Annotated in this window: 24 protein-coding genes; 12 read left to right on the forward strand and 12 right to left on the reverse strand. The window is 71.1% G+C overall.

Annotation, left to right across the window (positions count from 1 at the left end):
- A complete protein-coding gene (locus tag AB0C82_RS05645) occupies positions 1 to 999 on the reverse strand; it encodes a WD40 repeat domain-containing protein (RefSeq protein WP_362836536.1) in 999 nt (332 codons plus the stop codon).
- A gap of 58 nt (positions 1,000 to 1,057) precedes the next feature.
- Between AB0C82_RS05645 and AB0C82_RS05650 the strand changes: the two genes are divergently transcribed.
- Entirely contained in the window at positions 1,058 to 1,834 is a 777-nt protein-coding gene (locus AB0C82_RS05650) for a GDSL-type esterase/lipase family protein (protein WP_362836538.1), read from the forward strand.
- A 54-nt stretch (positions 1,835 to 1,888) separates the two neighbouring features.
- Here AB0C82_RS05650 and AB0C82_RS05655 read toward each other — a convergent pair whose 3' ends face one another.
- From AB0C82_RS05655 to AB0C82_RS05665, 3 genes are all read right to left on the reverse strand, one after another.
- The gene (locus AB0C82_RS05655; RefSeq protein ID WP_362836540.1) at positions 1,889 to 2,524 is read right to left on the reverse strand and encodes a TetR/AcrR family transcriptional regulator; all 636 of its coding nucleotides are present in this window, start codon (positions 2,522 to 2,524) and stop codon (positions 1,889 to 1,891) included.
- A gap of 128 nt (positions 2,525 to 2,652) precedes the next feature.
- Entirely contained in the window at positions 2,653 to 3,603 is a 951-nt protein-coding gene (locus AB0C82_RS05660) for a hypothetical protein (protein ID WP_362836542.1), read from the reverse strand.
- A gap of 231 nt (positions 3,604 to 3,834) precedes the next feature.
- Positions 3,835 to 4,254: a hypothetical protein gene (locus AB0C82_RS05665; RefSeq protein WP_362836544.1), complete on the reverse strand. Its 420-nt coding sequence runs from the start codon at positions 4,252 to 4,254 to the stop codon at positions 3,835 to 3,837.
- A gap of 81 nt (positions 4,255 to 4,335) precedes the next feature.
- Here AB0C82_RS05665 and AB0C82_RS05670 point away from each other — a divergent pair, with 81 nt between their 5' ends.
- From AB0C82_RS05670 to AB0C82_RS05680, 3 genes are read left to right on the forward strand one after another with little or no spacing between them, the layout of a single operon-like run.
- Entirely contained in the window at positions 4,336 to 5,148 is an 813-nt protein-coding gene (locus AB0C82_RS05670) for a helix-turn-helix transcriptional regulator (protein ID WP_362836546.1), read from the forward strand.
- The gene (locus tag AB0C82_RS05675; protein ID WP_362836548.1) at positions 5,145 to 5,333 is read left to right on the forward strand and encodes a DUF397 domain-containing protein; all 189 of its coding nucleotides are present in this window, start codon (positions 5,145 to 5,147) and stop codon (positions 5,331 to 5,333) included. The genes AB0C82_RS05670 and AB0C82_RS05675 overlap by 4 nt, the downstream gene beginning before the upstream one ends.
- Positions 5,334 to 5,391: 58 nt before the next feature.
- Positions 5,392 to 5,835: an SSI family serine proteinase inhibitor gene (locus tag AB0C82_RS05680; RefSeq protein WP_362836550.1), complete on the forward strand. Its 444-nt coding sequence runs from the start codon at positions 5,392 to 5,394 to the stop codon at positions 5,833 to 5,835.
- A 47-nt stretch (positions 5,836 to 5,882) separates the two neighbouring features.
- Here the strand turns inward: AB0C82_RS05680 and AB0C82_RS05685 are convergent, their stop codons facing one another.
- Positions 5,883 to 6,374: a hypothetical protein gene (locus AB0C82_RS05685; RefSeq protein WP_362836552.1), complete on the reverse strand. Its 492-nt coding sequence runs from the start codon at positions 6,372 to 6,374 to the stop codon at positions 5,883 to 5,885.
- 72 nt (positions 6,375 to 6,446) lie between these two features.
- Here AB0C82_RS05685 and AB0C82_RS05690 point away from each other — a divergent pair, with 72 nt between their 5' ends.
- The 4 genes from AB0C82_RS05690 (at position 6,447) to AB0C82_RS05705 (ending at position 11,363) form a co-directional block, all read left to right on the forward strand.
- Positions 6,447 to 7,217 (forward strand): SDR family oxidoreductase, encoded by a 771-nt coding sequence (locus AB0C82_RS05690; RefSeq protein ID WP_362836554.1) that lies wholly within the window; start codon positions 6,447 to 6,449, stop codon positions 7,215 to 7,217.
- Between the two features lie 270 nt (positions 7,218 to 7,487).
- A complete protein-coding gene (locus tag AB0C82_RS05695; RefSeq protein ID WP_362837077.1) occupies positions 7,488 to 9,338 on the forward strand; it encodes a serine/threonine-protein kinase in 1,851 nt (616 codons plus the stop codon).
- A gap of 3 nt (positions 9,339 to 9,341) precedes the next feature.
- On the forward strand, positions 9,342 to 10,313 hold the full coding sequence (gene pip / locus AB0C82_RS05700) for a prolyl aminopeptidase (protein ID WP_362836556.1): 972 nt from the start codon (positions 9,342 to 9,344) through the stop codon (positions 10,311 to 10,313).
- A gap of 54 nt (positions 10,314 to 10,367) precedes the next feature.
- Positions 10,368 to 11,363 carry an aldo/keto reductase gene (locus AB0C82_RS05705; protein ID WP_362836558.1) on the forward strand — a complete coding sequence of 332 codons (996 nt, stop codon included), beginning with the start codon at positions 10,368 to 10,370 and terminating at the stop codon, positions 11,361 to 11,363.
- 138 nt (positions 11,364 to 11,501) lie between these two features.
- On the opposite strand, the gene thpR is transcribed toward AB0C82_RS05705, so the two are convergent.
- From thpR to AB0C82_RS05720, 3 genes are all read right to left on the reverse strand, one after another.
- Positions 11,502 to 12,065 carry an RNA 2',3'-cyclic phosphodiesterase gene (gene thpR / locus AB0C82_RS05710; protein ID WP_362836560.1) on the reverse strand — a complete coding sequence of 188 codons (564 nt, stop codon included), beginning with the start codon at positions 12,063 to 12,065 and terminating at the stop codon, positions 11,502 to 11,504.
- 97 nt (positions 12,066 to 12,162) lie between these two features.
- Positions 12,163 to 13,497 carry an MFS transporter gene (locus AB0C82_RS05715; protein WP_362836562.1) on the reverse strand — a complete coding sequence of 445 codons (1,335 nt, stop codon included), beginning with the start codon at positions 13,495 to 13,497 and terminating at the stop codon, positions 12,163 to 12,165.
- Between the two features lie 90 nt (positions 13,498 to 13,587).
- On the reverse strand, positions 13,588 to 14,028 hold the full coding sequence (locus tag AB0C82_RS05720; protein ID WP_362836564.1) for a MarR family transcriptional regulator: 441 nt from the start codon (positions 14,026 to 14,028) through the stop codon (positions 13,588 to 13,590).
- 178 nt (positions 14,029 to 14,206) lie between these two features.
- On the opposite strand from AB0C82_RS05720, the gene AB0C82_RS05725 reads away from it, so the two are divergent.
- Complete coding sequence (locus AB0C82_RS05725; protein WP_362836566.1) at positions 14,207 to 14,422, forward strand: hypothetical protein; 216 nt, start codon at positions 14,207 to 14,209, stop codon at positions 14,420 to 14,422.
- A gap of 40 nt (positions 14,423 to 14,462) precedes the next feature.
- Here the strand turns inward: AB0C82_RS05725 and AB0C82_RS05730 are convergent, their stop codons facing one another.
- Positions 14,463 to 15,917, reverse strand: coding sequence for an NCS2 family permease (locus AB0C82_RS05730; protein ID WP_362836568.1), 1,455 nt, complete (start codon positions 15,915 to 15,917; stop codon positions 14,463 to 14,465).
- Between the two features lie 188 nt (positions 15,918 to 16,105).
- On the opposite strand from AB0C82_RS05730, the gene AB0C82_RS05735 reads away from it, so the two are divergent.
- Together AB0C82_RS05735 and AB0C82_RS05740 are read left to right on the forward strand one after the other, a co-directional pair.
- The gene (locus tag AB0C82_RS05735) at positions 16,106 to 16,381 is read left to right on the forward strand and encodes a DUF2530 domain-containing protein (protein ID WP_362836570.1); all 276 of its coding nucleotides are present in this window, start codon (positions 16,106 to 16,108) and stop codon (positions 16,379 to 16,381) included.
- A gap of 30 nt (positions 16,382 to 16,411) precedes the next feature.
- On the forward strand, positions 16,412 to 18,823 hold the full coding sequence (locus AB0C82_RS05740) for a cation-translocating P-type ATPase (protein ID WP_362836572.1): 2,412 nt from the start codon (positions 16,412 to 16,414) through the stop codon (positions 18,821 to 18,823).
- A 27-nt stretch (positions 18,824 to 18,850) separates the two neighbouring features.
- On the opposite strand, the gene AB0C82_RS05745 is transcribed toward AB0C82_RS05740, so the two are convergent.
- The 3 genes from AB0C82_RS05745 to AB0C82_RS05755 form a co-directional block, all read right to left on the reverse strand.
- On the reverse strand, positions 18,851 to 19,708 hold the full coding sequence (locus AB0C82_RS05745) for a DUF5707 domain-containing protein (RefSeq protein ID WP_362836574.1): 858 nt from the start codon (positions 19,706 to 19,708) through the stop codon (positions 18,851 to 18,853).
- Between the two features lie 149 nt (positions 19,709 to 19,857).
- Positions 19,858 to 23,064, reverse strand: a complete 3,207-nt coding sequence (locus AB0C82_RS05750) for a molecular chaperone Hsp90 (RefSeq protein WP_362836576.1) — start codon at positions 23,062 to 23,064, stop codon at positions 19,858 to 19,860.
- Between the two features lie 540 nt (positions 23,065 to 23,604).
- Positions 23,605 to 24,549 carry a DUF3027 domain-containing protein gene (locus AB0C82_RS05755; RefSeq protein ID WP_362836578.1) on the reverse strand — a complete coding sequence of 315 codons (945 nt, stop codon included), beginning with the start codon at positions 24,547 to 24,549 and terminating at the stop codon, positions 23,605 to 23,607.
- A gap of 537 nt (positions 24,550 to 25,086) precedes the next feature.
- On the opposite strand from AB0C82_RS05755, the gene AB0C82_RS05760 reads away from it, so the two are divergent.
- The gene (locus AB0C82_RS05760) at positions 25,087 to 26,517 is read left to right on the forward strand and encodes an MFS transporter (protein WP_362836580.1); all 1,431 of its coding nucleotides are present in this window, start codon (positions 25,087 to 25,089) and stop codon (positions 26,515 to 26,517) included.
- The last annotated feature ends 5 nt before the right edge of the window (positions 26,518 to 26,522 follow it).

Below are 26,522 nucleotides of genomic sequence, written 5' to 3' on the forward strand. Positions count from 1 at the left end.
TCACCCGGCCCTGCGGCGCCGCCTCAGGACCAGCGCGCCGACGGCCGCCGCCCCGACGATCACCGCGCCGAGCGCGGCGCTGCCCTTCTGGCCGTCGCCCTCGTCGCCGTTCGCGCCCGTGTCCGCCGCGGCCCCGTCCCCCGGCTTCCCTGACGGCGCCGCCGAACCCCCTCCGCCCCCGTCCCCGACGTCCACCCGCACCACACCGCTGCCCGCCCCCTCCGAGCCGAACATCAGCGCCGAACCGTCCGCCGTGTACGTCACCGACTCGGCCTGGCCCTGGAACGGCGCGTCCACCCGGTTGTCGTCGCCGAGCCTGCCGTCCTCGAAGGCGTACCCGCGCGCGCTGAAGTAGGAGCGCAGCACCAGGCGCGTACCGTCGGGCGAGAACGCCCCGTCCGTCACCCACGGCACCTCGCCCACCCGCCGGAACACGTTGTTCCCGCCCGTGGAGAGCCGCGCGGGCCCCTCGTACAGCCCGCCGCCGTCCTCGTTCTTCGAGGCGATGTAGACCCGTCCGGTCTTCGGGTGCACCATCATCGCCTCGGCGTTGCGCGCCCCGTCCGCGTACGTCACGTCGAACTGGGTCGCCCGCACCGTGGCGTCGCCCAGCCGCTTCGGCTCGGGGAAGCGGTAGATCCAGACGTGGTCCCACGACCCGTCGAGGTTGTCGCCGATGTCCCCGACGTACAGGTTCCCGTCCGGCCCGATCGACACCGCCTCCACGTCGCGGGGCTCCCCCACCCCTCGCATGGTGATCGTCGCGACGGTCTTCCCGGTGCGGGAGTCGACGGCGTACAGGTAGGGGCCGTCCTCGCTGTCGTTGTGCGTCCAGTAGACGCCCGGGTGGAGCCGGCTCGCGGCGAGGCCGCTGGACTCGGTGATCCTGGGGTCCTCAATCGTGAAGCTCTGGTCGGCTCCGTCGTCGGCCACGGCCGGGGCCGCCCCCGTCAGCACGAGCAGGAGGGCGGCCGCGGAAGCAGTCAGATACGCACGCATGGCACAAGTGTCCATCGTCACGTCGCAGGCCGGAGCGTTGATCGGCAATGATTGCGCCATGCGTTTTCTCTTCGTCGGCGACTCCATGACCATCGGGAGCTCCGGCGACCTCACCTGGCGCTACCGGATGTGGCAGCACCTGGAAGCGACTCTGCCCGGCGGGTACGAGATCGTCGGCCCGCGCACGGAGCTGTACGACACCGGGGCGAACGCCCCCGTCTCGTACGCGTACGGCGACCACGCCTTCCCCGCCGCCGCGCGGCGGCACCTGGCAGGCTGGGGCGAGGGCTGGCTCCACATGGCCCCGGCGATCGCGAGCACGGTCACCGCGACGGGCGCCGACGTCCTGCTTGTCTCGCTCGGCCTGATAGACCTCGGCTTCTACACGAACAGCGAGCAGACCGCCGCGAACGCGAGGGCCTTCATAGCAGCGGCCCGCACCGCGAACCCGCACGTCAGGGCCGTGCTCCTGCCCGTGATACCGAACGTCCGCGCCGAGTCCGACGCCCCCTTCGCCGCCGAGTGCGACCGCTTCAACGTGCTCCTGGCCAAGGCTGTCGCCGACCTCGACGAACCGACGTCCCCCGTCCTGCTGGCCTCGCACCCGTCGGACTACGACATCCACGAGGACACGTACGACGGCACCCACCCCGGCCCCACCGGCGAACACAAACTGGCCGCCGCCTTCGCGGACGCGATGCACCAGGCGTGGGGCGTCGGCGGACCGTACGTGGCCGCGGGCCCGAGAGTCTCCGCCACGTCGTGCACGGCGGCGCCGTCATCCGTCGCCCAGGACTCGATCATGACCGCGGCGGTCTCACAGCCGGCCGGGTAACCCGGCGTACGCCGGGCACCGTGATCCCGCCTGCTCCGCTGCCCGGCCCGTCCCCTATCCGGCCGTCAGCAACGTGAGCGCCAGGTACGTCAGTTCACCCGATACGTCTTCCGGCCGTGCCCGGCGGGGGCGGCGGCTGTGGTGGGCCATGAGTTCCAGGATCGTGTTGACCATGACGATCACGTCGGCCCTGTGGTCGGTGTTCACCGCCTCGCCCCGGCCCACCGCCCGATCCGTCGCGGCGGCGTAGAACTCGACCCAGGTCTCCCGCCAGCGCCTGCAGTGCTCGTCCACGGCCGGGCTGACTCCCAGAACCTCGACGAACGCCACGCGCGCCTCGCGCGGATCCCGCGTCACGGCCGCCACGTACGCGTCGAAGAGCCGCCGCACCCGGGCCTGAGGAGTGCACTCGTCGATGTCCTCGGCGAGCTGGACGTTCTCCGCCGCGCGCATCCCGTTCGTCGACACCCGGTTGTGCAGCGCGATCAGCAGACCTTCGGGGGAGTCGTACTCCTGCCGGAACACCTCCTCCGGCACCCCCGCCTCGTCGCACAGGGCATCCACGGTCGTATCGGCGTACCCGTACACCCCGAACAACTCCAGCCCCGCTTCGAGCAGTTGTTCGCGCACCTGCGTCCGAAACCGGTCCCCCGATGCTCCGGTCCGCTGCTCCACCTTGGTGTCCGTCACCGGTCCTCCTCAGGATCATGGGCACAGCAGGCGGCTGCACCACCCCGTCTTGGGAGCCCCACATTGTCCTCGCCCCACGGGCGGGGCGTCGGCTACGCCACACCATCGGCCGCCCGCACCTGCGACCGTCAGAGCTCGGACTCGCGGGCACGCAGCGCGGCCAGTTCAGCGAAACGCTCCCGCCAGGGGAGAGGTTCGGGCAGGGTCGCCGCCTCCTCCTTCCAGGCCGCCCAGACCTCCCGCAACTCCTCCCGCCCGCACGGCCCGCAGTGTGTCGCACCGCCCACGGACCGGAACACGTGCTCCTCGCCCGGCCCGGCACACATCACGAACTGCGGCGCGGGCTCCGGGGACCGCGGCTCAGACGGCACGGCCTCGCCGGGCAGCTTGTGTACGAGCCGATGGCGCAGGAATCCGACCGCCGACCGCACACCGCCCTCGGGCAGCCCGCTGGTCAGCGCCCTGCGCAGGTCATCCGCGCCGACACCCCGCCGCAACCACTCGGCGGCGGTCTCCGCAAGCCCTCTGGCCTCCCGCACCCCGAGGTGCAGCCCGCGCCGCTCATGCCGCAGGGACAGCAACACGCGCTCGGCCTCGGCGACTTCGGGAGCCGTCTCCGCTTCGGGAGGGAGGTGGGGTGTGTTCTTCTCAAGTTCTTCGTCCACCGGTAGTGAGCCACCGGCCGTCCGGTCCCTCGGACGGCCGACCGTCGGAGACTGCTTACTCGGCGGGACCTCGCCGTCGGCCGCGCCCCCCACCCGCAGTCGCGCCGCCTGGTCGTCGGTCAGCGGCACATTGGAGAAGAGCTGCACGGTGACCCAGCGCCCGCCTCCGGCGGTCTCCCGCCGCTCATGCACGAACCCGTGCATGACCAGCTCGGCCTTGGCCCGCTGATACGCCCGCCCGGTGATCCCGAGCTTGCGCGCGTGCTCACCGAGCGGCCGGTCGATGTTCTCGCCGGGGAGCCCCTGCACGTACAGGAGGAGGATCTTCGCGTCACTGCACAGACGCGGATGCCGCACGACATCGTGCGAAGCCTTCGTGAAGCGCCGAGAGGGCGCGATAGCATGCCAAAGCATCCTGGTGGACTCGTGCTTCCACTGGTGGGTGAAGGTCCCCGGAGAGGTGTTGGTAGCACCGCCGGGGACCGCCCTATGCGCGGACGCGCACAGAGCGTAATGACGCGATCACGGTACCGCAGATCCCGCCGCCTTCGATATCAAACCCCTCCAGGGACAGCTCGTGGGCCGGAGATTCGGGGGGTGCTCGCAGTGCGGAGTCTTCGTGGCGCGTACCGGCCCATCCGCTCCTCAATGGCTCTGGGCCAGGACCCCCAGGGTCAGTTCGTGCAGCAACGACGGGTCGACGTACGGCACCTCGGCCGACGGCCGGGAGCGCCAGTCCAGTGGCCAGGTCGCCCCGTCCAGCGCGGGCACCCCGACGAACGCAGCCCCCCGCCCGTCCCTCGTGAGCGCCCGCGTCCCCGGGGGCCAGTGGTAGGCGGCCACGGTCTGCGGCGGCAGCAGGAAGAACATGCTGCGCTCACCGATGCCCGAGCGGACGATCGGCCCGGCCTGGAAGTCGGTGAACTGCATGATCTCGTACGCGATCTGCTCCCCGAGCAGACCGATCGCCCGTACCGCGTCGGAGTGGATTCCCGCGTGCCGGATGGCGTGCCCGGAGGCGGGCACCCAGCTCGGCACCGGAGTAAGTGAACTTCGCTGTTCCATGCGTAAAGCGTTGCGGCAAACACTTAACGTGACCAGGGCCACATGAAGTCTGTGAACAGCGGTGTACGTAAGAGGTGGGCTGTGCACTCCAGTGATCAACGGGACGGCAACGCCGAGATGTTCGGCCAGTTGCTCCGCCACTTCCGCGAAAGGGCAGGGCTGTCACAGGAGGCACTGGGCGCCCGGATCGGCTACTCCAAGTCCCAGGTGGCCATGGTGGAACGGGGTGATCGACCACCGAAGGGGGCGTTCACCCAACAGGCGGACGAGGCAGTGGGTGCACAGGGTGCACTGATCGCCGTCACGTTGAAGCTGAGCACCAATCCGCTGCCCCACTGGTTCACGGGCTTCGCGGAGGAGGAGGCCGGGGCGGTTGCCCGCCACGCGTACGAAACCCATGTGATGCCCGGCTTGCTTCAGACGGAGGCCTACGCACGAGCCGTCCTGTCGGGCCGCTACCCGACGTACGACGACGAGGAGGTCGAGGCCAAGGTCGCGGCGCGTATCGACCGGCAGAGCCTTCTCTCGCGCAGACCGCTGCCCGACATCAGCTTCGTTCTGGAGATGGTCGCGCTCACCCGACCGGTCGGCGGGCGACGGGTCCTCAAGGAGCAGCTGCACCACCTGCTGCATGTGGCCCTGCAGCGGCACGTGAAGATCCAGTTGATGTCACCGGAGCGGGAGAGTCACCCCGGACTCGACGGACCCTTCGTTCTGCTGGAGAACGCCGAACGACGGCAGTTGGCCTACATCGAAGGCCAGGGCGGTAGCTTCTTCGTCACTCAACAGCCGGACCTAGGGATTCTGTTCGGCAAGTATGGCGCTCTCAGAGCCCACGCATACACTCCGGAGGAGTCATTGGAAATGATCGAGAAGATGGCAGAGGAACTATGAGCCCCGACCTCCACTGGTTCAAAAGCAGCTACAGCGGAAACGAGGGCGGGGACTGCGTGGAGGTCGCCACCTGCCCCCACGCCGTCCACGTCCGCGACTCCAAGGATCTCGCCGTCCCCGCTCTCGCCCTTTCCCCCGCCGCCTGGGTGTCCTTCGTCGGATTCGCGGCCGACGCCTCCGTCTGAGTCACCCGGACAGCCTCGCGGCGGAGTGACGTGTTCACGGCCAAGTCGTTAGCCGACCATGAACAAGACAACCGCCGCTGTCGCGGCCGTTCTCCTCGGCATCGGCCTGGCCGGTACGTCCCACGCCGCCGCCCCCTCCCTCGCGTCGACGCCCGGCCCCGCATCCGCCCCCGTCCCCTCCGGCTCGTTCGCCGTCGAGGAGTTCGGCCTGGCGCTCTCCGTCACCGGGTCCGGGAGGACTTGGGCACGCACCGTCGTGCTCACCTGCCCCGCCACCGGTACCGACCGTCACTCCGACCCTGCGGCAGCCTGCGCCGAGCTCGTCGAGGCGGGCGGGGAACTCGACGCGCTGCCCGGCGATGCCCACGGGTGCACGAGGGAGTTCGACCCGGTCACCGCCTGGGCGGACGGCACCTTCCGGGGCCGCCCCGTGCACTGGAGCAGGACGTACCCCAACGCCTGCGCGCTGGACTCCGCGACCGGGGCCGTCTTCCGCTTCTGACGGCGGACAGCGGTAACGGACGGCGGACAGCGCAACGGGCCTGCCCCTCAGCGCCCCGCCAGCCGCTCCCCGCACTCGGCGCAGAACTTCGGCGCCGTTCCCTCCGCCACCCGGCCGCACCCCGGGCAGACCCGGTCCAGCAGGCAGGGAGCCTCCCCGCCCTCGGCCGTGACCGGAGCCGGAGCCGCGATCGACAGGCCCGGCCGGCGCCGGTGCACCGTCAGGTACGACAACCCCTCCGGCCCCGCCGCCAGGGCGCGGCGGGACGTACGCGGCAGCCACGTCACCGCACTCGGGGTGAGGTCGAGGGCGGTATCCGGTCCCGTCGTCAGACGGCCGGAACCCGCGAGGACGACCAGGAGGACGTCCAGGGTGTTCTCCTGGTGCTCGCCCACCTCCGCACCGGCCGGAAGGTGCACCAGATTGGCGTCCAACTCACGACCCTGTTCGGACAGTTGCCACAGGGAGCCCCGGTCGTCCGGGGTGAGGGAGGCGAGTACGTCGTCGAGTACGGCCAGTACGTGCGGGGTCGCGTTCACGGCGTCCAGGCTACGCCGGGGGCACCGGAAAGAGCTTGCCGTGCCCGGCACCCTCCCGGATGATCGCTTGCCGTGACTACCACCGAACATCCTCGCCCTGTCGCTCTGATCACCGGCGTGGGACGCACCGTCGGCATCGGGGCCGGGATCGCCCGCCGGCTGGCCGCCTCGGGCTGGGACATCGCCTTCACCTACTGGACTCCGTACGACAAGCGCATGACGTGGGGCGTCGAGGAAGGTGCCCCCGAGGCCATATCCACCGCACTCGGTGCCTCCGGGGCACGCTCCACCTCCATCGAGGCGGATCTCTCGGACCCCGACGCGCCGTCCAGGATCTTCGACGAGGCGGAACGCCGCCTCGGCCCCGTCACGGCCCTGGTCCTCTGTCACGCCGAATCCGTCGACTCGGGCTTGCTGGACACCACCGTCGAGAGCTTCGACCGGCACTTCGCGGTCAACGCCCGCGCCACCTGGCTGCTGATCCGCGAGTACGGGCTCCGTTTCCGGGCCGCCGCCGGGACCGGCAGGATCGTGGCCCTCACCAGTGACCACACCGTCGGCAATCTTCCCTACGGGGCGAGCAAGGGCGCACTGGACCGGATCACCCAGGCCGCTTCCCACGAGCTCGCCCATCTGGGGGTCACCGCGAACGTCATCAACCCCGGGCCGGTGGACACCGGCTGGATGTCCGAGGAGATCGAGGAGGCCTGCCGCGCCGCCACACCGCTGGGCCGTCTGGGCACCCCTCAGGACACCGCCCACCTGGTGGAGTTCCTGTGCTCCCCGCAAGGCCAGTGGGTCAACGGCCAGCTGCTGAAGAGCAACGGGGGATCCGCTTCCTAAGGGCTTTCCCGTCCGGGAGGGCGGTCGTTGCGGAATCGCAAGTCGTCGTACCGCACGCCGGTTTGGGCGAACGTCTACTGTGGCGTGATCCACGGAGAGCGCGAACAGGGGGGCCGTATGTCCGAGGAAGACATGGCCGACGGCGGTGAGCACGACGGTTCCGCCAGCGGTCCCGACGGTTGGCCCGACGCCCGACGCCACGAGGCGGACGCGCACGCTGCCCAGGCACCGCCCGGGACGGTGCGGCACACGGGGCCTCCCGTACCGGGCATGGTGATCAACGGCCGCTACGAGCTGCTGACACCGATCGGGCACGGCGGGATGGGCGAGGTCTGGAAGGCCCAGGACACGAAGCTCCGCCGTTTCGTCGCCCTCAAGGGACTCCTCGACCGGAACGCCATGACGGGCGCGTCGCAGGCGGAGGCGATGGAGCGGGCGCGCCGTGAGGCGCAGGCCATCGCGAAGATCGAGCACCAGAACGTGGTGACGGTCCACGACCAGGTGGAGACCGACCGCCAGGTGTGGATCGTGATGAAGCTCCTCGACGCCAGGAGCCTGGCCGACCTGCTGCGGAGCGAGGAGACGCTCACCGTGCCGAGGGCGGCCCGCATCGCCCTCCAGATCCTCCGGGGCCTGCGTGCCGTCCACGCGGCGGATGTCGTCCACCGGGACGTGAAGCCGCACAACGTGGTCGTCGGCGAGGACGGGCAGGCGATCCTGGTCGACTTCGGCATCGCCACGTTCGACGGCGCGCTGACGGTCACCCAGGTGGGGGCGGTGATCGGGACCCCCGAGTACCTGGCGCCCGAGCTCTTCGACTCCTCGGCGCCCGCGCCCCGTACGGCCACGCCCGCGTCGGACCTGTGGGCGCTGGGCGTCACGCTGTACGAGATGGTCGAGGGCCGCAGACCCTTCCGCGGGGCGAACCAGTGGGAGGTACAGGTGGCTGTCGACGCGTCGCCGGTGCCGCCCTTCCGGTACGCGGGGCCGCTTGCTCCCGTCATCGAGGGGCTGCTGTCCCGGGACCCGCGCCGGCGCCTGAGCGCGGCCCGCGCCGAGGCGATGCTCCAGCGCGTCCTCGACCCGGGGCCGACGACGGGATCCGGCACGCCCCCTCCATCACCGGAGCCGGCACCCTCGCCCGCACCCGCTCCCCTGCCCGCTTCCCGCCTCCGGACGACGCCCGTCAAGGCGGCGGCCGTGGCGCTGGGCGCCGTCGTCCTGGCCGGCGCGGGCTGGATCGCACTGCCCGACGGCGACGATGACGGCAGGAGCGGAAAGGCCGGCGAGAGCGGCGAGAGCGCCGACCCGGGCCGAGCCGGGCCGAAGACGCGGTGGAAGGACAGCCACCCGGAGCTCCAGATCGGCGTCAAGGGCGATCAGCCGGGCCTGAGCAAGCACGACAAGAAGACGGACACGTACACGGGTTACGACGTCGACCTGGCCTACGAGATCGCCGAACGCATGGGATACGAGCGCGGTGAGGTCCAGTTCAGCACCATCGCCAGCGACTACCGGGACGACGCTCTGGAGGTCGAGGTCGTGGACCTCGTCATCGCCTCGTACAGCATCACCGACGAGCGGAAGACCGCGCCGCCCACCGGCTACAGCGTCGACTTCGCGGGGCCGTACTACAAGGCGAGCCGTGGATTCCTGGTGCGGGAGAAGTCGAGCAGGTACGAGATCAACGACACCAGCGATCTCAAATCGCTCCAGGTCGAGGTGTGCACCGCCCGGGAGTCCACCTACGAGTCGTGGCTGCCGACAGCCGGGTTCAAGCTGGTGCCGTCCCCGCCCAACACCTACCAGGACTGCCTGGACAAGCTCCTCGACAAGACGTCGGACATCTACGCGGTGGCCTCGGACGACGTGATCCTCGCCGGCTACGTGAAGGCGAACCCGGGCAAGGTGCGCCAGTTGGAGAACGTCGGTGGTGCGGAGGGATACGGCGTGGGGATGCGCCCCAATTCGCCGCTCCTGAAAGGTGAGGTGTGTGCCGCGCTGAGGGACGTCATGGGCGGCAAGGTCTGGGCGAACCTCTACAAGAAGAACCTCTCCCCGCTCACGGGCCGCGAGAACCCGCCCGGCCTGCCCGAGCTCACCGAGTGCAAGGGCCACTGATCCATGGAGCGCGACCGTCACGCGAAGTACCCGCCCATCGAGCCGTACGACCAGGGAATGCTCGACGTCGGCGACGGCAACCTCGTCCACTGGGAGGTCTGCGGCAACCCGGCCGGGAAGCCCGCGCTCGTCGTCCACGGCGGCCCGGGGTCGGGCACCGGCGCCGGGTCACGGCGGTACTTCGACCCGGAGCGGTACCGGGTCGTCCTCTTCGACCAGCGCAACTGCGGCCGCTCCACCCCGCACGCGAGCGACCCGGCCGCCGACATGCGGCACAACACCACGGCCCACCTGGTCGCCGACATGGAGCGCCTGCGCACCCGGCTCGGGATCGACAGGTGGCTGCTGTACGGGGGTTCCTGGGGCTCCACACTGATCCTGGCGTACGCCGAGAAGTACCCGGAGCGTGTCTCGGAGATCGTCATCCCGGCCGTGACGACGACCCGGCGCAGCGAGATCGACTGGCTGTACCGGGGTGCGGGTGCCATCTTCCCGGAGGCCTGGGACGCGTTCCGGGCGGGTGTGCCGGAGGCGGACGGCCCCGGCGGTCTCGTCGCGGCGTACGCGCGCAGGATGGAGAGCGCCGACCCGGAGGTACGGGCGGCGGCGACGGCCGACTGGTGTGCCTGGGAGGACGCCGTGCTCTCCCAGGAGACGTACACGGGCCCTTCCCCGTACAGCGGCCGTCCGGACCGCGCGCAGCGGGCGTTCGTCCGGATCTGCTCGCACTACTTCGCGCACGGCGCCTGGCTGGAGGAGGGGCAGCTGATCCGCGACGCGGGGCGGCTGGCCGGCATTCCCGGTGTGCTGATCCACGGCCGTTTCGATCTGGGCGGGCCCCTCGTCACGGCGTGGGAACTCTCCAAGGCCTGGCCGGACGCCGAGCTGACCGTCATCGACGGCGCGGGCCACCTGGGCGGTCCCGCGACCACCCGGGCGGTGCTGTCGGCCCTCGACCGGTTCGCCGCGGGGTAGAGCCGGACACCGCCCCTTGCTTCGAGCGCGCTCGAAGGCGTTGGCTTGGGCGTCATGAAGTACACGCAGCTCGGACGCACGGGACTCAAGGTCAGCCGGCTCGTCCTCGGGACGATGAACTTCGGACCGCAGACCAACGAGTCCGACAGTCACGCGATCATGGACTCCGCCCTGGAGGCAGGGGTCAACTTCTTCGACACCGCGAACGTCTACGGGTGGGGGGTGAGCAAGGGGCGCACCGAGGAGATCCTCGGCACCTGGTTCGCCGAGGGCGGTGACCGCCGCGACAAGGTCGTCCTCGCCACCAAGGTCTACGGCAACATGGCCGCCGACGGGGACGCCTGGCCGAACCACGACAAGCTCTCCGCACTCAACATCCGCCGGTCCGTCGAGGCGAGCCTCAAGCGGCTCCAGACGGACCACATCGACCTCTACCAGTTCCACCACATCGACCGGCAGACCCCGGTCGAGGAGATCTGGCAGGCCGTCGACGTACTCATCCAGCAGGGCAAGATCCTTTACGCGGGCTCGTCCAACTTCCCCGGATGGGGCATCGCCCAGGCGAACGAGACGGCCAAGCGGCTCGGCTCGTACGGACTGGTCAGCGAGCAGTGCATCTACAACCTGATGCAGCGCGGCGCCGAGATGGAGGTCATCCCGGCCTCCCAGGAGTACGGCCTCGGTGTCATCCCGTGGTCGCCGCTGCACGGCGGGCTGCTCGGCGGTGCGCTCCGCAAGGAGCGCGAGGGCGGCGGCGCCCGGTCCACCACCGGCCGGTCCGGTGAGGCGCTGGCCGATCCCAAGGTGCGGGCGCAGATCCAGGCGTACGAGGACCTGCTCGACAAGCACGGTCTGGAGCCCGGCGAGGTGGGTCTCGCCTGGCTGCTGACCCGGCCGGGCGTCACCGGGCCGATCAGCGGCCCGCGCACGCAGGAGCAGCTCGACTCCGCTCTGCGCGCGATCGAGCTGGAACTCTCGGACGAGGTGCTGGCCTCACTGGAAGAGATCTTCCCGGGCCCGGGGCCGTCCCCGGAGAATTTCGCCTGGTAGTCGGATCAGCCGTGCGGCCGTCGTCGTCATCCTCCGACGGCGGCCGCCACGGCGACGACGAGGAACATGAGCACGAGCACGGCGGCCATGATGCGGTTTCTGGTCTTCGGGTCCACCCGTCGAGCGTAACCGCACCGCTCAGCGTCCCAGTGGCCAGGCCCTGACGACCTCGTAGCGCGGCTGCTCCCCCGGCACCCCGTCCACGGGCAGCCGGCTCCGCACGAGGCTCAGCTCGTCCGCCTCCCAGTGCATCCCCTCGAAGCCGCCGAGCGCGGCGGTGTACGGGGTCAGGTCGATCGTGGCCCGGCTGCGGGCGAGCGTGAGGTGCGCGGTGTAGCGGCGGTGCTCCTCCATGGCCACCCCGGACCTGCGGGCGGCGGCGTCGGCGCGTTCGGCGAGCAGGCGCAGGCTGTCGAGCCCGCCCGCGGCCCCGGCCCAGAGCGCCCGCCCGTCGAAGCGTCCCGCACCGTGCACGCGCAGCGGGAAGGGGTCGGTGCGGTGGGCTGCGCGCTCCATCCGCCGGTACAGCTCGGGCAGCAGCTCCTCGTCCACCTCGCCGAGAAACGCGAGTGTGTAGTGCCAGCTCTCCCGGGCGGTCCAGCGGAGGGTGACGGCCCCGGGAAGCGCCCGGACGGGGACGAGGGCCCGGTCCAGCTCCTCGACGGCCTCGGCGGGCGGCAGGACGGCGGCGAACAGTCTCATGCGCGGAGTCTGGCAGCCGTGGGGGCCACACCCCGCGCATACGCGAAACCGCCCTCCTCCCGCGTTGTCCGTGCGGGAGGAGGGCGGTCCGGCGTGGTCACGCCGCCGTGGCCAGCTGCTCGCGCGGGACGAACCGTACGTGCGGGTGTCCCGGGCGCAGGTCGACCTTCAGGCGCAGGCCGCCGACGCGGGCCAGGGCGAAGCCCACGCCCAGTGCGGCGAGCAGCGAGAACACGCCGCCGGCCGCCATGCCGGTGCGGACGCCGTAGAGGTCGCTGATCCAGCCGACGATCGGGGCGCCCACCGGCGTACCCCCGGCGAACACCATCATGTAGAGGCTCATCACCCGGCCGCGCATCTCCGGGTCGGCGGCCATCTGGACGCTCGTGTTCGCGGTGATGTTCGTCGTCAGGCCGAGCATCCCGATCGGGACGAGCAGCAGCGAGAACATCCACACGGACGGCGACAGGGACGCGGTGATCAGCAGGAGACCGAACGCGCTGCCCGCCGCGACCAGCATCCGCAGCCGCGTGGAGCGGCGGCGGGCGGCGAGGAGGGCGCCGGCGAGGGAGCCCAGTGCCATGAGGATGTTGAAGAACGAGTACATCCCGGCGCCGCCGTGGAAGATCTCGTCCGCGAAGGCCGTCAGCCAGATCGGGAAGTTGAAGCCGAACGTGCCGACGAAGCCGACCAGGACGATCGGCCAGATCAGCTCGGGGCGGCCCGAGACGTAGCGCAGGCCCTCCCGCAGCTGGCCCTTGGCGCGGGGCACCGTCACCGAGGCGTGCATCTCGCTCGCCCGCATCATCAGCAGGCAGACGAGCGGGGCGAGGAACGAGAGACCGTTGAACATGAAGGCCCAGCCGCTGCCGACCGTCGTGATCAGGACACCCGCGACGGCGGGGCCGATCAGCCGGGCGGACTGGAAGTTCGCGGAGTTCAGACTGACCGCGTTGCGCAGCTGTGCGGGGCCGACCATTTCGGAGACGAACGACTGGCGGGCCGGGTTGTCTACCACGGTGACCATGCCGAGCAGGAAGGCGATCAGGTACACGTGCCAGACCTCGACCGCGCCGGAGAGCGTGAGGACGGCCAGCGCGATGCCGCACAGGCCGAGCATGGCCTGGCTGACGAGCAGGATCTGCTTCTTCGGAAGGCGGTCGGCGATGACACCGCCGTACAGGCCGAAGAGGAGCATGGGGAGGAACTGCAGCGCCGTCGTGATGCCGACGGCGGTGGCGGAACCGGTGAGGCTCAGGACGAGCCAGTCCTGCGTGATGCGGGACATCCAGGTACCGGTGTTGGAGATCACGGCGCCCGTGGCGAACAGGCGGTAGTTACGGATCTTCAGCGACGAGAAGGTCCCGCCGGTCTTGCTCTCGTGGGTGGAAGTCGGTGCGGGGGCGGAGTCTGCTCCGGATCCCGTACTCAAAAGGGTTCGCCTCCTCGGGCGTATACGGCGTTCTGGCTGACGGGGACGTGACGGCGGGCGCCCCGGCGGTGGTCCGGTGGCGCCCGGGGGTCACATGTGTGCGAGCTTCTCCAGTACGGGCGCTGCGGCCCGCAGCGTCGCCCACTCGTCCTCGTCCAGGCCCTCGACGAGGTGGGTGAGCCAGACGTTCCGCTTGGCGCGGCTCTCTTCGAGCATGGCTTCCGCCTGCTCGGTCTGGCTGACCCGCTTCTGCCGACGGTCGTCGGGGTGCGGCTCCAGCCGGACCAGTCCCTTGGCTTCCAGCAGCGCGACGATGCGGGTCATCGACGGGGGCTGTACGTGCTCCTTGCGGGCCAGCTCACCCGGGGTGGCGGAACCGCAGCGGGCGAGGGTGCCGAGCACCGACATCTCGGTGGGGCTCAGCGACTCGTCGACTCGCTGGTGCTTGAGACGTCGGCTCAGCAGCATCACGGCGGAGCGGAGGGAGCTCACGGCGGCCGCACTTTCGCCGTCGTGGATCAGGTCAGGCATGTTCGTTAGCTTAACTCATTACCTACTCTAAAGACCACTCGGTTACACCCAGGTCACGGATGGAATGCCCATGGGCCCGCCTTTTGGCCGTACGCAAACAAGAACTGATCACTCGAACGAGTGAGCCGACTTCAAAAAGCGGCGTGCGGGGCCCCTCGGGAACGTAACCCTGCTTCCCATGGGATCGACAGTGCTCAGCCTGCGGATAGACGGTGAGCTGCTCGACCGGCTCCGGCAGCACGCCGCCAGACGGGGAATGAGCGTCCAGGACTACGTGCTCCAGACGCTCGTCCGCGACGACTTCGACGAACGCTTCAAGGTGGCCGTCGACGAGACGGAGAAGTTCTACGGGGCGGGCCCCCGCAACGCCGGCCCGGCCGACCGGGTCACGTAGCGGGGATCCGCCCCGTAGGGGTGGAGCAGGGTCGTGCCGGTTACGTCAGGCCGAGAGCCGGCATCGCGTAGTAGAAGACGAAGACGGCCGACACCACGTACATGGCGACCGGGACCTCGCGGCCCCGTCCGGCCGCCAGCCGCAGCACGCAGAACGCGATGAAGCCGATGCCGATGCCGTTGGTGATCGAGTAGGTGAACGGCATCATCACCATGGCGAGGAACGCGGGGACCGCGAGCGTGTAGTCGCTCCAGTCGATGTCCCGCACCGAGCCCGCCAGGATCAGGAAGCCGACCGCCAGCAGCGCGGGGGTGGCCGCCTGGGACGGGACCATCGTCGCCAGCGGCGTCAGGAACAGCGCCACCGAGAACAGCAGACCGGTCACGACGCTGGCCAGCCCGGTGCGGGCCCCTTCACCCACGCCCGCCGTGGACTCCACGAAGCAGGTGGAAGCGGAGGAGGAGCTCGCGCCGCCCGCGGCGACCGCGATGCCGTCGACGAAGAGCACCTTGTTGATGCCGGGGAAGTTGCCGTCCTTGTCCATCAGCTTCGCCTCGTCGCCGACACCGAGGATGGTGCCCATCGCGTCGAAGAAGCAGGACAGCAGCACGGTGAAGACGAAGAGGACACCGGTGAGGTAGCCGACCTTCTCGAAGCCGCCGAACAGGCTGACCTCGCCGATCAGCCCGAAGTCGGGTGAGGCGACAGGGTTGCCCGGCCACTCGGGGACGGTGAGCCCCCACGCCTGGCCCGGCAGGTCCGCGACCGCGTCGATGACCAGCGCGACGACCGTCATGGCGACGATGGAGATCAGGATCGCGCCGGGCACCTTGCGCACGATGAGCGCGAGGGTCAGCAGCGAACCGAGCACGAACACCAGGACCGGCCAGCCGTTGAGGTGGCCGTCGCTGCCCAGCTGGAGCGGCACGGTGGTGTGGGCGATGTCCGGGATGCGGGAGACGAAGCCCGAGTCGACCAGACCGATCAGCATGATGAAGAGGCCGATACCGATCGCGATGCCCTTGCGAAGCGACTTCGGAACCGCGTTCATCACGCGTTCCCGCAGGCCGGTCGCGACCAGCAGCATCACGACGATGCCCGCGAGGACGACCATGCCCATCGCGTCCGGCCAGCTCATCCGGGGGGCGAGCTGGAGGGCGACGACGGTGTTGACGCCGAGACCGGCGGCGAGCGCGATCGGCACGTTGCCGATGACGCCCATCAGGAGCGTGGAGAAGGCGGCCGTCAGCACGGTGGCGGTGACCAGCTGACCGTTGTCGAGCTGGTTCCCGTACATGTCCTTCGCGCTGCCGAGGATGATCGGGTTCAGCACGATGATGTACGCCATCGCGAAGAACGTGGCGAAACCGCCACGGACCTCACGGGCGACCGACGACCCCCGCTCGGAGATCTTGAAGAACCGGTCCAGGCCGCCCTGGGGCTGCGGAGTCGGCGGCTGGCCGGAATCGACCTGAGCGATGGCCGAGGGGGACATGTATGACCTCAGTCGCACGTAGAGGGGGGAAGGAAAGTGATCGCTTTTGGACATTCAGACGAACAAATCGAGACAGCCCTAAGCAGATTCAGTATGAATATATAAGTCGAAGATCGCTATCTCCGCGCGTAGACCCATGGGCCGACTGGGCCGACAGGCCGTCCGCGCGTGCCCCATACACTGAGGTCATGGAGAAGTGGACACCGAAGCACGAGGCACCCGCGCCCCTGGAGGGCCCCGTCGTCGCCACCGTCACAGGCGGCACGATCCTCTGGTTCGTCCTCTTCCTCGTCCAGCTGCCCTTCTACGGCTGGTTCGACGACCACGGACACACCTGGTGGGTGTGGACCCCACTGGCCGGCGCCGGCCTCGGGCTGATCGGCATCTGGTACGTCCGGGGCCGTGAGGCGGCACTCGCGCGCGCCGCCGAGGGCGAAGCCGAAAGCGACCCCTCCGGGGGGTGAACCCGGCGTTCCGCCCTTACGGTCGGAACCATGACGCAGCGGATCGACGCCGGCTCCGAACTCGACCCCGTACACCCGATGCGACCACCCGCCTCGGCCAGGCGCGCGCCCGGCCTGACGACGGCCGAGGTCGCCGAGCGCGTCGCGCGGGGTGAGGTCAACGACGTACCGGTGCGCTCCTCCCGCTCCGTCACCGAGATCGTCCGCGCCAACGTCCTCACCCGCTTCAACCTGATCATCGGCGTGCTCTGGGTGATCATGCTGTTCGTCGCGCCGATCCAGGACAGCCTCTTCGGCTTCGTGATCATCGCCAACACCGGGATCGGGATCGTCCAGGAGTGGCGCGCCAAGAAGACCCTCGACGGGCTCGCGGTCATCGGTGAGGCGAAACCCACCGTGCGGCGCGACGGGATCGCCGCCGAGCTCCCCACCTCCTCGATCGTCCTGGGTGACGTCATCGAGCTGGGTCCCGGCGACAAGGTCGTCGTCGACGGTACCGTCGCCGAGGCGGACAGCCTGGAGGTCGACGAGTCACTGCTGACCGGCGAGGCCGACCCCGTACTCAAGCAGCCCGGCGACGTGGTGATGTCCGGCAGCTTCGTCGTGGCGGGCGGCGGCGCCTTCACCGCCACCAAGGTCGGCCGCGAGGCGTACGCCGCCCAGCTCGCCGAGGAGGCGTCCCGCTTCACGCTCGTCCGCTCCGAGCTGCGCAGCGGCATCTCCACGATCCTGAAGTACGTCACCTGGATGATGGTGCCGACCTCGATCGGCCTGATCATCAGCCAGCTCGTCGTCAAGGACAACAACTTCAAGGACTCGGTGGCCCGCACCGTCGGCGGCATCGTCCCGATGATCCCCGAGGGCCTGGTCCTGCTCACCTCCGTCGCCTTCGCGATCGGGGTGGTGCGTCTGGGACGTAGGCAGTGCCTCGTCCAGGAGCTCCCCGCGATCGAGGGCCTGGCCCGCGTGGACGTGGTGTGCCTGGACAAGACGGGCACGCTCACCGAGGGCGGCATGGACGTCACGGAGACCCGGCCGCTCAACGGGTCCGACGAGGCGTACGTCCAGCGGGTGCTGGGTGAGCTCGGCGCGTCCGATCCCCGGCCCAACGCCAGCCTCCAGGCGATCATCGACGCCTACCCGGAAGGCGGCGGCTGGCAGTGCACCGGGACGCTGCCGTTCTCCTCGGCCCGCAAGTACAGCGGCGCCACGTTCGCCGAGGGCGGCGGGCGGACCTCCACCTGGCTGCTCGGCGCCCCCGACGTGCTCCTCGACGGCCAGGATCCGGTGCTCTCCGAGATCCAGCACCTCGACGAGCAGGGGCTGCGGGTCCTCCTCCTCGCCCGGGCGAACGGCGACCTCGGAGCCCCCGACGTGGCCGAGGGGGCGGAACCGAGCGCACTCGTGGTGCTGGAGCAACGGCTGCGGCCCGACGCCCACGACACCCTCGCCTACTTCGCCGATCAGAACGTCGCCGTGAAGGTCATCTCCGGCGACAACGCCGTCTCGGTCGGCGCGGTCGCCCGGAAGCTGGGCCTGGCGGGCGCCGAGCACACCCTGGACGCCCGGCGGCTGCCCACCGACCCCGACGGCATGGCGACGGCCATGGAGCAGAACGCGGTCTTCGGGCGGGTCACCCCGCAGCAGAAGCGGGACATGGTCGCCGCCCTCCAGTCGCGCGGCCACACGGTCGCGATGACGGGCGACGGCGTCAACGACGTCCTCGCGCTGAAGGACGCGGACATCGGCGTCTCGATGGGCTCGGGGTCGGAGGCGACCCGGGCCGTCGCGCAGATCGTGCTGCTGAACAACAGCTTCGCGACGCTGCCGTCCGTCGTCGCCGAGGGCCGCCGGGTCATCGGCAACATCACCCGCGTCGCGACGCTGTTCCTGACGAAGACCGTCTACTCGGTGCTGCTGGCGGTCCTGGTCGTCTGCTTCCAGGTGGAGTACCCGTTCCTGCCGAGGCACCTGACGCTGTTGTCCACGCTCACGATCGGGGTGCCCGCGTTCTTCCTGGCCCTGGCCCCGAACAAGGAGCGGGCCCAGCCGAACTTCGTACGCCGGGTGATGCGGTACGCGATCCCCTCCGGCGTCGTCGCGGCGGCGGCCACCTTCACCACGTACCTGGTGGCGCGGCACTTCTACTCCGGACCGGGCTCCCTGAGTGCCGAGACGAGCGCGGCGACGCTCACGCTGTTCCTCGTCTCGATGTGGGTCCTGGCGATCATCGCCCGCCCGTACACCGTGTGGCGGCTCTGTCTGGTCGCCGCGATGGGGCTGGCGTTCGTGATCGTGCTGCTCGTGCCGTGGCTCCAGGACTTCTTCGCCCTGAAGCTGGTGGGTGCGCCCATGCCCTGGATGGCGGTGGGGATCGCGGCGGTGGCGGCGGCTGCCCTGGAGTTCGCCTGGCGACTGGTCAGCCGCCGCTTTCCCGCTTAGTGCTGGTACAGCTGGTTACCCGGTCGGCTAGCGCACGTCGAGGTAGTCACCGGCGGCCGAGACGGCCGGGGTGGTGGACGTGCCCGCGAACGAGTAGCGCCAGTAGCCGTCCGACGCCGCCGTGACCGAGGTCTTCAGCGAGCCGGTGGAGCTGGACGTGACGGTCTTGACCGTCGTGTAGGTGGAGGTGCCCGCCTTGCGGAACTGCAGCTTCACGGGCTGGTTGGTGTAGCCCATGTACGTGTTGGTGTTCCAGTTGGCGCGCGTCAGGCTGCCGGTGACCGTGAGGGTCTTGCCCTTCAGCACGGGCTCCGGGCCGGCGTTCGCGGTCAGCTTCGAGAAGCGCTGCAGGTAGGTCTTGGAGATGTACTCGCTGTCGCCGATCTGCCCGTCGTTGGAGAGCGCGGCGGCGCCCACCTTCCACGTGCCCGCGTCCGAGTTGATCAGTACGGCCGGGTCGAAGGTGACCGTCATCTTGCAGGTGGTGGTGGTCGCGCTGACCGCCGTGCAGGAGGAGCTCTCCTCGTTCTGGTTGACGCCGAAGCTGTTCTCGTCGTCGATGCTCGCGCCGGTCCAGACGAAACCGAATATGTCGGACACACCTGAGGGGTGGGACGCCGTGATGGCCAGGCTGTACGTCTGCGGCGACTTCGTGCCCACGACGACGGGCTTGCCGCCGTTCACGACAGCCTTGGTGAAGACCGGGAGCTCTTCCGCGGCGGCGGCGGCCGAACCGGCGAAGCGCTCGGTACCGCTCGTCTTCTGGGCGGAGAAGGTGTGGTCGTTGGACCACGTGCGGCTGTCGTCGGCCTGCGCGGCCGGGACGACGAGGGCGGACAGGGCCAGGGCGCCGGAGACAGCGGCAACGGTGGCACGAATACGCATGTGTTCCCCAGTGGAGAAAGGGCCCCCGCGGTATGTGATGCACCCTGCGGGGTCCGTGTGGTCTATGAGTCTGCTGACTCGATAGACCAGACGGACCACCGCACCGAAAGGTTGTACGAATGATGTATGTGGCGTGAAGATCACACGTCTCAGTCGAACCAGCGGTCCCGCGCCAACTCCTCCGTACGGGACGGGTCCTCCAGCAGCGCCGCGACCTCGAAACGGCGAGGCCACTGGCCCGCCGCCCAGGCCAGCCCGGCCGCGACCCCCTCCAGCGTGGCGGCGTGCACCACCCCGTCCGGGGTACGGCGCCAGTCCAGCTCGACGCCGCCCGCACGCAGCTCCTCGTGCTCGATGTACGAGTCCGGGGTCCCGGCGCCGAGGAGAATCCGCACCGCGTCCGGTACCCGGTGCTCCTCGCCCTCGCTCGTCACCTCGGCGTCGACCGTCTCGCCGAGGCGCCGCACCTGGAGCAGGTCGGCGAGCTCGGCGGCGCGCGCGGGGGCCACGGGCAGCAGGGGCAGTCCGGCGGTGAGCGCCAGTACGTCCGGCGCGTCGGCGATGACCGCGTCCGCCGCGTCGACCACCCGCACCTCGTCGTCGACGACGGCCCGCAGCTCCTCCGGCAGCGTCACCTGGTCGGGGTCGAGTTCGGCGAGGGCGGTGTACAGCGAGTGCAGTTGTACGGGTCCGACGGGACGGTCCTCGTCCGCGAGGCGGCCCAGCAGCTCGGCCGCGCCGCCCGGTTCGTCGAGGAGGGCCGCCACGGAGGTCCGTACGCCGAGCGCGCGCAGGACCTGCGCGTCGTCGAAGCCGGTGGCGTCGACGGAGTCGTACAGCCCGGCCAGCCGGGGATCGCCGCCCGCCGCCCGCAGGCCGGCGGGGCGCCGGCCGTCGAGGACGGGGTGGTCCCGGAGCCACCAGGCGGTGTACGGGCGCACCGACTGGGTGGTGCCGTCCGGGAGCAGCACCCGCACCGGCTGGGTCAGCGCGTCGCGCAGCGGGGGCAGGGCGAGCATCGCGAGGGCCTGCGGCCAGGCGTCGTCGTCGACGAGGTCCAGGTCGCGCACGGCGACGAGCTCGGTGGCGACCGGCGGCACCGGGGTGTCGGGCAGCTGGTCGAGCACGTCCTCGCACCACACGTCGACGGCGTCGAGGAGTCCGGCGTCGTCCGGCTCGGCGAAGTCGCTGTCGCGGGGCTCCAGCTCGTCCGGGTCGAGGACCACGTCCGTGGTCCGTACGAGCGCGAACGTCGCCAGCACCCCACAGGCGGTGAGCGGCTGCTCACCCCACTGGTCGGCCAGTTCCTGCTCGCACAGGGCGAGTTCACCCTCCCGCATGATCTGGGCGAACGGGCTGCCGGGCAGGACGAGTTCACCGGCGGGAGCGGGTTCGCCGTCCTCGTCGGGCAGGGCGAGCGCACCCAGCCAGGGCTCGTCCCCCGGCGCGAGCTCCGCGTCGCGTACGAGGGTGAGGACGGTCTCCGCGAGTTCGTCGCCGTCCAGCGCGTCCTCGTCCCACACCTCGCCCGCGTCCAGCGAACCGGCGACGGCGGCCCGCACCTGCGGGGTCGTCAGGACGGCGCGGGGCGTCGCGGGCAGGGCACCGAGCTTCTCCAGGAGCGGGTGGGCGGCGTCCGGGTGGGCCACCTTCAGGCCGAGGCGCGCCAGCCGGGCCAGGACGGGACCGGTGAGCGCGTCGGGCAGCGGCAGGAGGACCTGACGCGGGCCGATCGTCGTGCGGGGCTTCCCCCCGTCCGGTGCCTCGGGATCCCCGGCCAGCGGCACGGGCAGTCCGGAGAGCCGGTCGGGGTCGATGCCGGCCAGGCTGTCGTAGAGCCGCCGCCACCACTCCGGTTCCCGTTCGAGGCCGGCGAGGCGGTCGATGGCCTCGGTCAGCGGGACCCGGGCGACACCGAGGCTGCGCAGTTCGGTGCGGCGCTCAAGTCCTGCGGGCAGCAGACAGGGCAGCACCTCGGCGAGGACCTGCACGGTCTCCGCGCCGACACCCTCCACGACCTCGGCCTCTACGGGCCGCAGTGCGGTGGTGGTCCGGCCGGGGCCACCGTCGCCGGGCCCCTCCCAGCTGTCCCACTGGTCCGGCTCGACGGAGGGGTCGTGGGGCGCGGCGGGCGCCAGGAAGGCGATGCGGGGCAGCCGTTCCAGGATCGCGCCGCGCAGCGCGCCGTCCAGTTCGCCCTTGCCGAGCGGTCCGGGGACGAGCGAGATCGTGGCGGTGGACACGGGCTGCCACTGGGCGAGCAGTTCGGCGTACGCGTCGGCCGCCCGCTGCACCAGGAAGTCGGTGAGGGGGCCGGGGGCGGGGTGGCGACGGGCCGTGTCGAGCGGCAGCGAGGCGATGAGCAGGGCGGGCACACCGAGGGGTTCGTCGGTGGGCGTCGGGGCGTGGACGACGGCGGTGGTACGCGGGGACTGCGGCGCCCCTTCCGCGTCCACGGGGACGGCCCAGGTGACCGACCAGTACGGACGCAGCCGTTCCTCGACGGGCCGGTCGGCGAGCAGGGCGGGCTCGACGGGGCCGTGGTTCGCGACGGTGCGCCAGCGGTTGAGGCCGCGCACGGAGTCGTCGACGTGGGTGTAGGCACCGTGCAGGGATCGCCGCAACGTCCGTACGCCCTCAGGCGTTTCGATGACGATCTCCTCCAGCCCGGGCAACGTGAGGAGGAGGGCGTCGTCGACGGCGGCGAGCAGCCGGCCGACGAGGTCCTCGGCACCGCCGTCGCGCAGCGGGAGGACGACGACGGTGTCGTACCCCTCGGGCGCGGTGCCCTCGGCGGGCAGCGGGAGCCGGAGCAGCGGTACGTGGCCGTCGCGGCGGCGCAGCTCGTCGCCGAGTCCGGGGCTGCCGACGGCGGCCTGCCGGGCGAGTTCACGCGCCTCGGCGAGGGACCAGCGGACGCCGCCGTGCCGGCCGATGACGGCGGGCTCGTCGCTGACGGCGAGGACGGCGGCGAATCCGACGCCGAACCGGCCGACGGCGGACTCGTGCCCTTCGCGCTTCGCGGAGGCGCGCAGGGTGCTCAGCGACTCGACCCCGGTGGCGTCGAGCGGGGCGCCGGTGTTGGCTGCGGCGAGGACGGCGGGGGTGTCGGCGGCGTCGTGGGCCGCCGGGTGCAGGGTCAGGCGGAGCCGGCCGGGTACGCCCGCGCGGGCGGCGGCGTCGGCGGCGTTCTGGGCCAGCTCGACGACGAGGCGGTCGCGGTAGCCGCCGAGCGCGAGGTCCTCCTCGGCGTTGGCGTCCTCACGGAACCGGGCGGGGCCGGCGCCCCAGGCATCGAGCACCCCGCGCCGCAGCCGTGCCGTTCCGAACGGATCGGCGCCCTCGGTCGCATTCATGCCCACGCTCTGACTCCGCTCTTGATCCTGCGGGTACCCGGTGTACCCATGACGCCAGTGTGCGCCCGAAGGTACCGCGAGCCCGCCGTGGACGACGCGGAGCACGTGCGGGGTGACCGGATGTCCTACCCGCTCGACCGGCCTGACCAGCCCCTGCCCCGGGCCGCGTGCGCGCCACCGACCTGCGCCGGATCATTCCCGCCTACCCGGCCCTGGTGACGCGACGCCCGCCCCGGGTCCTCAATCGCAGGACGGGCTGGGATGGCGCACATGACCGGGAAAGGCCCGACGACGCAATCAGCCGGTCCGACGCTTGAGGACGGACCGGTGCGCCGGTAGGACCGGCACCGGAAAAAAGGCCATCGGCCGGTGCACCGACCGGACGGCCGCACATCAAGCCCGTCCGGCGCTTGAGTACGGACCGGTGCGCCTGTCGGACGGCACCGGAAAAAGGCCCCCGCGTCTCAAGCCCGTCCGCGCTCGAGGACGAAGCAGGGCCCGGAGGGGCCGGGCGCCGTGTCCGGCCCCGGCCCGCCGGGGCTACGAGTGGCCCAGGTCCTCCGGCGCCACGTCCGCGTCCACCGGGACCGAGCCGCTGTCGCGAGCCGGCCGCAACGGATACTCGTCCACCTGCAACGTGTCCAGCGCGTGCGGCGCCGGCTTCGGCGGCTTCGGCATGACCGCCGCCTCCGAGTGCCCACCGCACCCGTACGACAGCGAGACCACACGCCCGTCCGCCGGAGCGAACTCGTTCGCGCACACCCCGAACGCCTGCTTCAGCGAGCCCGCCAGCGGGACCAGGAACGCACACGTGTCACATGCCGCGGGCGCCGCCTGGGCCATCGGGGTCTTCGCGCCGAACGCCTCGTCCCAGCGGTCCGCCGCCACGTGCAGCCCGTACCGGGACAGCACCCGCGCACGCCGCATACCCAGTTCGTCCGCGACCGCACCGATCGAGCCGCGGCTCGTGCCACGCGGCAGCGTCGTCAGTTCCGCGTCCTCCGTGTCGACGAGGTCCGCGAGCTCCTCGGAGAGCTCGGTCTCCTCCGACTCCACGGAGTTCGGCGGCGGCTCGTCCTCGCCCGTGTAGCCGGGTTCCAGGCGGAGATCCTCCGCCTCGGTGGGCAGCAGGTCGCCCGGACCCATGTCACCGGGCCGCAGCCGCTCGCTCCACGGCACCCACTCGGGCGCGAGGAGGGCGTCGGAACCGGGCAGCAGCACCGTCTCGTCGAGGGTGACGTTCTTGGCACGGGAGGCCCTGGCGACCGTCACCGCCCAGCGCCAGCCCCGGTACCCGGGCTCCTTGCACTCGAAGAAATGCGTGACGACCCGGTCCCCCTCGGAGACCAGGGACACATGTTCACCGACCACGCCGGGCGCGGCAGCCTCTTCGGCCGCCGCACGGGCGAGGTCTACCGCCTCGGCGCACAGGCGGTCGGGCGCGGGGGTACGGGCAGTACGGCTTCGCGTCGTCGCAGCACTCACAGGTCTCGCTTCTCTCCATACGCCGTCTCGAGCGCGCCAGCTGCTACACGATTGCCGATTTCGGCCATGACAGCTGTGGGCGGAGCGGACCTGGGGGCCGCGTCGACGTCCACACCCGTTGTGCCTGCCTCGGGCGCGCCTTCTGTCACCCATTCTGCGGGATCGCCGAGAGGCGCGCGGCCAAGAACAACCGCCGGTGGCGCGTTACGCACGCTACCCTCTCCGCCGCTCTCCGCCCACCTGCGTGTCCCAAACAAGGCCGTATCCGGTGCCCTGTCCGGTGTCGGCGCCCCCGGCGTGTCCCGGCCGGGAGGTCCTCCGGGCCGATTTCCGGCCTCGCGAATTGCCTCGCGATCCATGTCTCCGTCCGCGTCCGGACCACCCCCGCACCACCCTCGCACCGCCCGTACACCGGCGTGCGCGTACGCCTCCGCGCCCCCGCCGGTCCCGGTGTCCACTGAGCCGACGGAGCGGAGTCCACGGCCCTGTCGCGCCGATCATGGTTCACCGCGGCAGCGGTTGGGGCACTATGACGGGGTGGCTGCCGCCAGGTCGCACGACGGTCCCGGCCCGCTTCGCACGGCGGGCCGGTCGATGGGTCGCGCCCTGCACCGCCCGTTCACAGGCACCGCGAAGGGCATCCGCAAGGCGACCCACGCCCATGGCGCCGGTGAGTCTGGCCTCGGCAAACTGATCGAACTGCACGCGGTGAACGGCGCGGGCGACGTCATGATCACGGTCGCCCTCGCCTCGACGGTGTTCTTCTCCGTACCGACCGACGAGGCCCGCGGCCGTGTCGCGCTCTACCTCGCCATCACGATGCTGCCGTTCACGCTCCTCGCCCCGGTGATCGGTCCGCTGCTCGACCGGCTGCCCCACGGCCGCCGTGCGGCGATGGCCGGCGCGATGCTCGCCAGGGCGCTCCTCGCCATCACGATGTCGGGGGCGGTCGCCACCGGCGGTCTGGAGCTGTATCCGGCGGCGCTGGGCGTCCTGGTCTCCTCGAAGGCGTACGGAGTGGTCCGCAGCGCCGTCGTGCCACGGCTGCTGCCACCCCGCTTCTCCCTGGTGAAGGCGAATTCCAGGGTCACCCTCGCCGGGCTGCTGGCCACCGGTGTCGCGGCGCCCATCGGGGCGGGGCTCCAGACCATCGGCTCCGCGTGGCCGCTCTACGGGGCCTGCGCGATCTTCCTGGCCGGGACGTTCCTGGCCTTCACGCTGCCGCACAAGGTCGACTCCGCGAAGGGCGAGCGCAGGGCCCGCCTGATCGTCCCGCACGACGAGGAGGCCCTTCGCCGGCCGCCCGCCCGGAAGGGCGACAGGACCAACGGCAGCAGGGTCGACGGCGAGAAGCGGGCCAAGGACAAGCCACCGGGCCTCCGGTCCGTCGGCCCGTCGGTGCTCCACGGCCTCCAGGCCAACGCCTCCCACCGGGCCCTCTCCGGCTTCCTCATCTTCTTCCTGGCGTTCCTGCTGCGCGATCACCCGCTGGCCGGTCAGAGCGCCGCCGTGTCGCTCGGCATCGTCGGTGTCGCGGCGGGCGTCGGCAACGCCTGCGGTACGGCGGTGGGCTCCTGGCTCAGGGCCCGCGGCCCCGAGTTGATCATCGCGACGGTGCTGGGCCTCGCGCTCGGCGTCGCCGTGCTGGCCGCGATCTTCTTCTCCACCGTCATGGTCGCCGCGCTCGGAGCGGTCGCGGGGTTCACCCAGGCACTGTCGAAGCTGTCGCTGGACGCCATGATCCAGCGGGACGTGCCCGAGGAGGTCCGCACGTCGGCGTTCGCGCGCTCCGAGACCCTGCTCCAGATGGCGTGGGTGGTCGGCGGCGGTATCGGCATCGCCCTCCCCCTCAACGGAGTACTGGGGATGGCGGTCGCCGCGGGCATTCTCGCCCTGGGCGCCGCAACCGCCGTACGGGGGCTGCTGAGCGCCGCGCGGCGCGGCACGCCGCACCCCCGCGTGGCGTGAGCCCG

The organism is Streptomyces sp. NPDC048560 (assembly GCF_040650955.1).
GTDB lineage: Bacteria > Actinomycetota > Actinomycetes > Streptomycetales > Streptomycetaceae > Streptomyces.

Excerpts from the sequence above, each read along its gene's own strand:
- AB0C82_RS05680 (WP_362836550.1), top strand. The coding sequence starts at position 5,392 with ATGAACAAGACAACCGCCGCTGTCGCGGCCGTTCTCCTCGGCATCGGC.
- AB0C82_RS05735 (WP_362836570.1), top strand. The coding sequence starts at position 16,106 with ATGGAGAAGTGGACACCGAAGCACGAGGCACCCGCGCCCCTGGAGGGC.
- pip (WP_362836556.1), top strand. The coding sequence starts at position 9,342 with ATGGAGCGCGACCGTCACGCGAAGTACCCGCCCATCGAGCCGTACGAC.
- AB0C82_RS05645 (WP_362836536.1), bottom strand. The coding sequence starts at position 999 with ATGCGTGCGTATCTGACTGCTTCCGCGGCCGCCCTCCTGCTCGTGCTG.
- AB0C82_RS05705 (WP_362836558.1), top strand. The coding sequence starts at position 10,368 with ATGAAGTACACGCAGCTCGGACGCACGGGACTCAAGGTCAGCCGGCTC.
- AB0C82_RS05665 (WP_362836544.1), bottom strand. The coding sequence starts at position 4,254 with ATGGAACAGCGAAGTTCACTTACTCCGGTGCCGAGCTGGGTGCCCGCC.
- AB0C82_RS05740 (WP_362836572.1), top strand. The coding sequence starts at position 16,412 with ATGACGCAGCGGATCGACGCCGGCTCCGAACTCGACCCCGTACACCCG.
- AB0C82_RS05650 (WP_362836538.1), top strand. The coding sequence starts at position 1,058 with ATGCGTTTTCTCTTCGTCGGCGACTCCATGACCATCGGGAGCTCCGGC.
- AB0C82_RS05725 (WP_362836566.1), top strand. The coding sequence starts at position 14,207 with ATGGGATCGACAGTGCTCAGCCTGCGGATAGACGGTGAGCTGCTCGAC.
- AB0C82_RS05660 (WP_362836542.1), bottom strand. The coding sequence starts at position 3,603 with ATGCTTTGGCATGCTATCGCGCCCTCTCGGCGCTTCACGAAGGCTTCG.
- AB0C82_RS05745 (WP_362836574.1), bottom strand. The coding sequence starts at position 19,708 with ATGCGTATTCGTGCCACCGTTGCCGCTGTCTCCGGCGCCCTGGCCCTG.
- thpR (WP_362836560.1), bottom strand. The coding sequence starts at position 12,065 with ATGAGACTGTTCGCCGCCGTCCTGCCGCCCGCCGAGGCCGTCGAGGAG.
- AB0C82_RS05730 (WP_362836568.1), bottom strand. The coding sequence starts at position 15,917 with ATGTCCCCCTCGGCCATCGCTCAGGTCGATTCCGGCCAGCCGCCGACT.
- AB0C82_RS05720 (WP_362836564.1), bottom strand. The coding sequence starts at position 14,028 with ATGCCTGACCTGATCCACGACGGCGAAAGTGCGGCCGCCGTGAGCTCC.
- AB0C82_RS05675 (WP_362836548.1), top strand. The coding sequence starts at position 5,145 with ATGAGCCCCGACCTCCACTGGTTCAAAAGCAGCTACAGCGGAAACGAG.
- AB0C82_RS05695 (WP_362837077.1), top strand. The coding sequence starts at position 7,488 with ATGGTGATCAACGGCCGCTACGAGCTGCTGACACCGATCGGGCACGGC.
- AB0C82_RS05750 (WP_362836576.1), bottom strand. The coding sequence starts at position 23,064 with ATGAATGCGACCGAGGGCGCCGATCCGTTCGGAACGGCACGGCTGCGG.